A 7,332-nucleotide genomic window follows, 5' to 3' on the forward strand; every position below is an offset into this window, starting at 1 on the left:
CCTGAGGATGCCAGGAACAACTATCTGGATAAACTGGAGGTAAGCGTGCGGTTCTGGCGGGAGAAGGGCGGCTGTCTGGCAAAAGAAACGATCATGAAACTCAAGAGGTTGAATATCCCTTTCAAACTTGGCGGGACATCGGGATACAGGACGCACAAGCTCCCGGTCAGGATGGAATACCTTGATGACATAGACCTGCCTGAATTCCGTGAATTGCCCTCGTACAAGCGGATGTGCATCTGTATCCTGAAAAACGGCCACTGTTGCAAGTACATGGGCTTTTCACCAAATAAACAGGAACAGGAAAGAAGACGGAAGATGATGGATGAATATAGATCTTATTTTAATGAATGAAAAGATGGACAATGAATTTACCAGTCCCGTGTATGGCGTCAAGGCTGTACCGGTGGAAAGGATCAGGGCGAATTCCTATAATCCCAACGTGACGGCCCCTCCTGAGATGCGGCTTTTGGAACTCTCGATTTGGGAGGATGGGTACACGATGCCGTGCGTGTGTTATTACATTGAGAAAGAGGATGTGTACGAGCTTGTGGACGGCTATCACAGGTATAAGGTCATGATGACCTCGCCCAGAATATACAAGCGGGAGAACGGACTGTTACCCGTTACCGTCATCCGTAAGGATCTGGCCGAGCGTATGGCCTCTACCATCCGCCATAACCGTGCCCGTGGAATGCATAAGATCGAGCTTATGACACGGCTTGTCGGGGAACTTACGAGGTCGGGCATGTCGGATTCGTGGATACGCAGGAACCTGGGTATGGACAAGGATGAGTTGCTGCGCCTGAAGCAGATATCGGGACTGGCGGAGCTTTTTGCGGATAAGGAATTCCGTAAGGCCGTAGAATAGGATATTTGGCATAAAACCGAAAATTCGTATGCTCGGAGTATTCGGGAAGTAAGGAAAAAATGTAAAAATATTATAAAATGTGCAAGATGGAGATAACAGATCTGATCAAGGGAATGGAAAGTGCAAATGTGTCGGATATTTACATTTTTCTTCACGAGGACGGCCCTGTGGCTTTTGACGCCTCTGCCGCCCATCTTCTGTGTTACTTTCCTGAAATGGAGATGGAAAGTGTGTTTTGTAGTGACAGCAAACGTCACAGAATTATACAGGGATTTGCATTGGAACCGGTGCTGGAACGACTGGCGCAATACCCGTGTCTGGTTGATGACGATTGTATCAGAATAATGTGTGTGCTGTGAATGATAAGGCACGGTATGAAGTAAACGGGTATGGGCGGGAATGGCGGAGCCTGATCTTCTGGAACTGTTCAGAAAGCATGCGCAGGATGGGCAGAAAGAGATGGTCAGCCTGTTTTGCAATGATGTGAGAAGACTCTCCCGGACGAAGAAGATAAAGAGGCTGCTCGTGTTGGGAAGGTACGCAGGGAACTCTGAACTTTGCGGGCATGTACTCCGTGTGCTGGAGATGCTGCCGGAACTCCCCGGCATGGCTTGTCCTGCATACAGGGGCGTTCTGGTATTGCTCTTCCTTTCACGGGACAGGGATGTTTTGTGCAGGTTGCGGGAGAATGTCGTCCTGCCATGCCGCAAGAGGGGACGTACGGAGGAAATGCTTTGGCTTTGTGAGATTTTGTATGCTATAGGCCCATCTGTTTCCCTGTATGATATTTACAGGGAGGTTTGTCTGTACTTCTATCTGGAACGGAGGAAACAACTCCGGGGATATTCCACTTGTGTCAGTGAACTGGACTTTCAGTTCGCAGAAAGGCGGTTGAGGATATTGTCCGTCGCCGTATTTCGTCTGAAAGTTATTTTTTACAGCCCCGGCGTGTATTCCGTCGGTACACTCTCCCTGCTGTGCCGTATGAGTTATTCGGCCTTCAGAAACAGGTTTCTGTCTGTTTACGGGTTGCCCCCGGGACGTTGGCTAAGGAATCGGCGAATAAAACGCATATGTCTGGATATAAAATATAATCATGGACTTTCACTGGGAGAAATATCGGAGAGGAACGGATTTTCATCAGCAAGCCGTCTGTGTGAATTCTGTAAAAGAAACATGGGATGCACTCCGGGGAGGCTGAAGCAGGCACTGGCTCACCGGTGGCGGAGCAAATAAAAATTCATCAGGCTTGATGTAGAGCTTATTTCAAATAAAAAGCGTAACGGCTATCAGTGCTCGTTTCGCTATCTTGCCGGTGTTTAATTAAAATCCCGAACAGCATGGAACTGTTTACTTTTATCCCTTATTTCCTGTTACTGGAGCGAGAAGAGAGTGACAGGAATACACTGGCAAACGCCAACACCGAGTTCATCCGTGAGGTCTATGAGCTGCAACGTGTGGAAAAGGATGTTACGCTCGTCTTTTTCCAGCTGCAATATCTAAGTTGCAAACTGGTCATTCTGCGTGAGCATTACCGCACAGCACAAAAAGAGCACTTGCCCTGCTATGCCTATATCATTGGTACGCTGGAGTACCTGAAAGGTCTGCTGGACAGATGCAGGTTCATTCATAAGTCCGGTTCCGCCATTGCTCCGGCAGGTCTGCCGACTACAGAGGGTGATCCCCCCGTCTGCTGGACGGCAGAGGTCATCTGCCTGATGGAACTGCTGTATGCCTGCCACGAGCTGAAGATGTTCAACGGCGGTGAGGTGACACTCGGGCGTGTGGTGGAATACGTCTGTCATGTGCTGGGGGTGAACGTGAAGAATGCTTCGAGCTACTACGCGCGGATGCGGCGGCGTAAGGCGGGAGACAGAACCTACTTCATCGACCGCCTGCGTGAAGTTCTGCTCAAACGGATGGAAGACGATGACGAGGGGCACAGGAGACGCAACCGATGAAATGCGGACCCTTTCACACACGGTTCTCCACGTGTGTGAAGGCCTTGCATTTACGGTTATTTGTTCAGTTCCAGAAGATGTCTGAGGTTGGGATCTGCGGCGATGCGCTCCAGCTCGTCGGCCACGATCCGTCTGACATCCTCCTTGATCCGGTTGTAGTTTTCCTGTACCATTTCCTTCATGTGATTCACCCCTTCATCGTCCACGAAGCCGGTGATAACGGGTATCTTCTGATATGCCTTTTCCTCTTCGGCTATTTTTTTGGCATCGACGACAATCTCGCAGTGGAAGATTTTCTGCTCAATCCTCTCCCCGAAGTTGTCGGCTACGGAGCCGACGAACATCCCCTGTGTCAGTCCGCTGATCTTGCTGGGTGGAATGAGACTGTCCATTTGGGTGGATATGGAGGTGGAAACGTCCTGCCGGTTGATGGAGATGGAGTGGCGTTTCTGAAGTATCTTGCCGAACCTCTCGCTGAGGGTTTTGGCCGTTTCCCCCACGACCTGTCCCGAAAATATGTTGCCTACCGTGTTGATGATCACCTTTGCCTCCTTGTCGGTATAGTCACGGATAAGCTGGCTGAAATCCTGAAAGCCGAGCAGCACGGCGACCTTGTTGCTGCGTGCGGTGGCTATCAGGTTGTCCAGTCCCTTGATGAAGATGGTGGGCAGCTCGTCGATGATGATGGAGCTTTTCAACCTGTCCTTCTTGTTGACAATCTTTACAATACGGCTGTTGTACAGTCCGAGCGCAGCACCGTAGATCGCCTGCCGGTCGGGATTGTTGCCTATGCAGAGGATTTTCGGCTCGTCGGGATTGTTGATGTCCAAAGAGAACTCGTCGGCGGACATCACCCAATAGAGTGCCGGCGAGATCATGCGGGACAGGGGTATCTTCGCACTGGCGATCTGGCCCATGAGCTGGTCGGCAGCTCCCGCCAGCCACGCATCGAGGAAGGGGCTGAGGTAGTTCTCCAGTTCGGGATAGGAGGACATGATGGGAAAAATCTGCTCGTAGGGCTTGTTAAGGAACTCGACGGCATGGGGGAAGGTACAATACCTGCCGTCCTTATACACCCGCAGGAACCAGATAATGGCGGCAAAGAGAATGGTGGGCGACTCGACGAAGAAATCGCCCTGCTTCGCCGCCCACGACCGGTTGAGGTTGAGCATGATGCTGTATGAACTCTCGTAAGCATCGGAGATGTCGGTCATGAACTTCGGATTGAGGGGATTGCAGCGGTGACTGCGTGAGGGATCGTCGAAGTTTATGACATAGAACTTCGGCGGCACTTTATACCCCTCCAAATGACCGATCAGGTGGTTGTAAGCAATGGTGGAGAGGTCGGGAAACTTGAAATCGTAGATATAGGCGGCATAGCCTTTCTCTATCTGCTGTTTGATGTAGGAGTTCACCACCGCAAAGGACTTGCCCGAACCGGGCGTTCCCAGCACGATGGAGGCACGGAAAGGGTTCACGACATTGATCCATCCGTCGTTCCACTTCTTGCCATAATAGAACCGTGTCGGCAGATTTACGGAATATTCATTTTCGATAAGCCTTGTTTCCTGCATGAAACTTTCGTTCTCGTTGTTGAACACATCGTCCATGAGATTCTGTTTGAGCAGGCGGGAGATCCATACACCGGCAGCGAGCAGGCAGAGGTAGCCGACGGCAAGAGTGAATATATAAAAGGCGGTGCGTGCCAATAACGGTACGGGCAGGCAGAGCAGCCACCAGTTGAAAAAGAAGAGGACGACACCTGCGCAAAGGGCTGTCCAGATATGCACCCATTTGATTTTTTCCTCCTTTACACCCTTCGTGCCCAGACACGAGAGGGCAAGGAAGGTAACGGAGAAAAGCTTTGTCCAAAGGATGGAGCCGAACAATCCGGTCGTGCGCTGGAAGTTCAGCAGAATCCTGTCCACCACTCCGATATTGACGTTCCATTCCCGGATGGACGGATAGCAGAACCAATAGATATTGACAACTACGAATAATACGCTGAGGGCACGCATAAAGTCCATGACTTTCGCCAGTCCCCTGAGATCATCTTCTTGTGACATAATACTGAATTTAAAAAAGTTATCGTCTTGATAATTATGTAATACGGGTCAGTCCTGACGACCGTAACGCCGGCGGCATTTCTTCTTGTCGGGCTTCAGGAGCCTGGGATGCCGGGGGACATAGTTCAGCTCCGGCTCCATATCGGAAAGCAACCCTCCCGGAATTTTTTCCCCGTTTCCGGAAGCCACAGCGGACGGAACGGGCGGCAGAAGTGGCGACAGGGAATTTGGCGGCTGTTCCTGAAAGTGTCCGTTGAGCATGTTCGCCGAGAATTCCTTGCCCAGACGTGAGCCGTTAAGTACGGTGCGGCTGCGGTGGTCTATAAAGGTAACGCCGTAAATCCTGCCGGTTTCGTTGCGGCGGAGAACCAAGTCTATCTGTTCTTTCGCCAGGCGGTCACGGAAATCCCGTTCGTCCACGGACTGGCGCAAAGCCTCGGCCACTAACGGTCGAAGCCGTTCACGGCACGGATCGGACTTGATCTTTGCAGCGGATTCCTGCATCTTCTTATCCAGCTGCTGTGCACCGGTCATTCTGCCCAGCCGGGAGGACTTTATGGGAGTGGCCGCCGTTTCGCCGTTGCCGTCCAAAGCGGTATAGAGTATGCCGTGGTAGGTGCGTCCACCAATTTCCCCCTTCACTTCTTCCACACCTATATTATACAGGGAAAGCAGGGCACGGAGTTCGCCCATTGTGCGGAAACGGTAAAGTTGGATCAGGGGTTTGACCGTACGGGCGATCTGCCGTTTGATGTCCCCTTTGGCAACATCTACCGGCTTCAGCTGCCACTCTTCGCCTTTCTTCTGACCTTCCGCCGGATGCAGACCGTATTTCTGTTCCAGAAGTTCGGTAATCTCCTTGCTGCGGCGGTATTCGAACTTGTCGGAAACCTTCCTTCCCTCACTGTCGACACGCAGGGAAACGATGTGGATATGATGCCGGCCGATGTCCTCGTGCTTGAAGACAAGATACGGCTGGTTGCCGTAACCGAGCCGCTGCATGTATTCCCTGCCGATTTCCGCCAGCTGGCTGTCGGTCAGCACGTCGTCGGGATGCGGATTGAGGGAGATGTGTATGACCGGCTTCTCGGTGCGGTAATGGTTCGGCATCCATTCGAGAAACTGCCGCACGGATTCATCCGGACGGAAACGCTCGTCTTCGGGATAACGAAGGAGATGTGCCCAGAGGACTTTCGCCCCGCCTTCATCGACCTTGTTCTGGTTGTAGGCCAGTGCGCCGTACAAGTTCTTACCCACGCTGATCCTGGCTACCATGTGAGGCGAGTTTTTGGGAAAGTTCGACAATCCGGCGGTTCAGCTCCACGAGTTCAAGGGTGAGCTTTTCAAGTCTGTAGAGCAGTGCCAACGCTTTCTTTTCAGTGAAATGGATGTGCAATTCCTTGACTGCCTGATTGTAATTCACTCCTATGGCACGGAACTGCCGGAACAGTTCCGTGAGCTTGGCTACATACTCCATTGTGGCACGGTCTGTCCGGATCACCCTGAACTCCTCGTTAAAGATCCGTGCGGCGATGAACTTGGATTTGGACAACAGGCCGGACTGCTCAAACATGGTGAGAAACCGTGCATGGCCGGCTTCGTCCAGATTGACCGTCTCACGGCGGATGGCCGGGTTCGGCTTGGGCAACCTGCCCCCTTTTCCCCTTGTGCGGGGACGCTTTTTCTCGTTGTTCATATATACGTTTTTTATGTGGTACAATTCCACCCGGTGGAATTGCCGCCGTCAGCTCTCCCTCCCACAATTTGCGACTTCGGAGCAAATTGCAGCCCCTGCAAGGGCAAGCGTTTTTTGCTGCAAAACGGAGTGGTGCTGCAAAAAACACAGCTTGCTATGTTCCTATGTTCTGGCGAACATAAATCTTTCCTCTTTGGAGAGGAAAGAGCGCTTTCGGGGAAAGCGGGGATTGGTGACCGACGGAAGGCAAACTGCCCATTCCCGGTTGGATGGTGCAAAGTTAGGAAGTGATATAATCAGTTGTATATCACTAACATTAGCCACATTATGCCAAATGGCAGCCACTTGTACACACGGGTGGAACAGGAGGAAAAACGGGCGGCCGATGATGGCTGAATCAGCGGTTGAGGATGTGCCTGAATGGGATGCGTAATGACGGACTGAATGACCAACCGGTCAGATAACCAACCAGACGGTCAGCCGTTGCAACGTTGGTGCGGTCGGCTGGCTGACCAGCCAACCAAGCGGATAAAAGGCTGTCTGTCCGGCGGGATGATTAGGCAACCGACTATCTTCCTGTTTGTCCGACAGGCTATGCAGTCCGCCGGATTGTGTCATGTATGGTCAGACCGTCGGTCGGCCAATCAGACGGACAATATTTCGGTCGGTTGGCTGTTCAGTCAGCCATTCCACGTCAGGAGCCGGCCACTTGAACCCCGCCGTTCCCAAACCATGAAT

The 7,332-nt window shown here is 51.9% G+C and carries 8 protein-coding genes and 1 pseudogene; 6 read left to right on the top strand and 3 right to left on the bottom strand.

Annotated features, from left to right (window positions below; all coding sequences use genetic code 11):
- From ABUA47_RS21680 to ABUA47_RS21700, 5 genes are all read left to right on the top strand, one after another.
- On the top strand, positions 1-354 hold a 354-nt coding region (locus ABUA47_RS21680; protein WP_349832033.1), incomplete at its 5' end, for a DUF3440 domain-containing protein.
- A 4-nt stretch (positions 355-358) separates the two neighbouring features.
- Positions 359-871, top strand: coding sequence for an IbrB-like domain-containing protein (locus ABUA47_RS21685; protein ID WP_005800221.1), 513 nt, complete (start codon positions 359-361; stop codon positions 869-871).
- A 77-nt stretch (positions 872-948) separates the two neighbouring features.
- A complete protein-coding gene (locus ABUA47_RS21690) occupies positions 949-1,230 on the top strand; it encodes a hypothetical protein (protein ID WP_005800220.1) in 282 nt (93 codons plus the stop codon).
- 40 nt (positions 1,231-1,270) lie between these two features.
- Positions 1,271-2,107, top strand: coding sequence for a helix-turn-helix transcriptional regulator (locus tag ABUA47_RS21695; protein ID WP_007485382.1), 837 nt, complete (start codon positions 1,271-1,273; stop codon positions 2,105-2,107).
- Positions 2,108-2,211: 104 nt separating this feature from the next.
- Entirely contained in the window at positions 2,212-2,832 is a 621-nt protein-coding gene (locus ABUA47_RS21700) for an RteC domain-containing protein (RefSeq protein ID WP_005800217.1), read from the top strand.
- Positions 2,833-2,888: 56 nt separating this feature from the next.
- Here ABUA47_RS21700 and mobC read toward each other — a convergent pair whose 3' ends face one another.
- From mobC to mobA, 3 genes are read right to left on the bottom strand one after another with little or no spacing between them, the layout of a single operon-like run.
- Positions 2,889-4,901, bottom strand: coding sequence for a conjugal transfer protein MobC (gene mobC / locus ABUA47_RS21705; protein WP_162098784.1), 2,013 nt, complete (start codon positions 4,899-4,901; stop codon positions 2,889-2,891).
- Positions 4,902-4,946: 45 nt separating this feature from the next.
- Entirely contained in the window at positions 4,947-6,173 is a 1,227-nt protein-coding gene (gene mobB / locus ABUA47_RS21710) for a conjugal transfer protein MobB (protein ID WP_322932651.1), read from the bottom strand.
- Positions 6,148-6,594, bottom strand: coding sequence for a conjugal transfer protein MobA (gene mobA, locus ABUA47_RS21715; protein WP_074783445.1), 447 nt, complete (start codon positions 6,592-6,594; stop codon positions 6,148-6,150). The genes mobB and mobA overlap by 26 nt, the downstream gene beginning before the upstream one ends.
- A gap of 444 nt (positions 6,595-7,038) precedes the next feature.
- Here mobA and ABUA47_RS21720 point away from each other — a divergent pair.
- A pseudogene (locus ABUA47_RS21720) lies at positions 7,039-7,332 on the top strand (hypothetical protein); the annotation flags it as partial.

Source organism: Bacteroides sp. RTP31139st1_H2_RTP31139_211217 (assembly GCF_040227615.1).
Lineage (GTDB): Bacteria > Bacteroidota > Bacteroidia > Bacteroidales > Bacteroidaceae > Bacteroides > Bacteroides uniformis.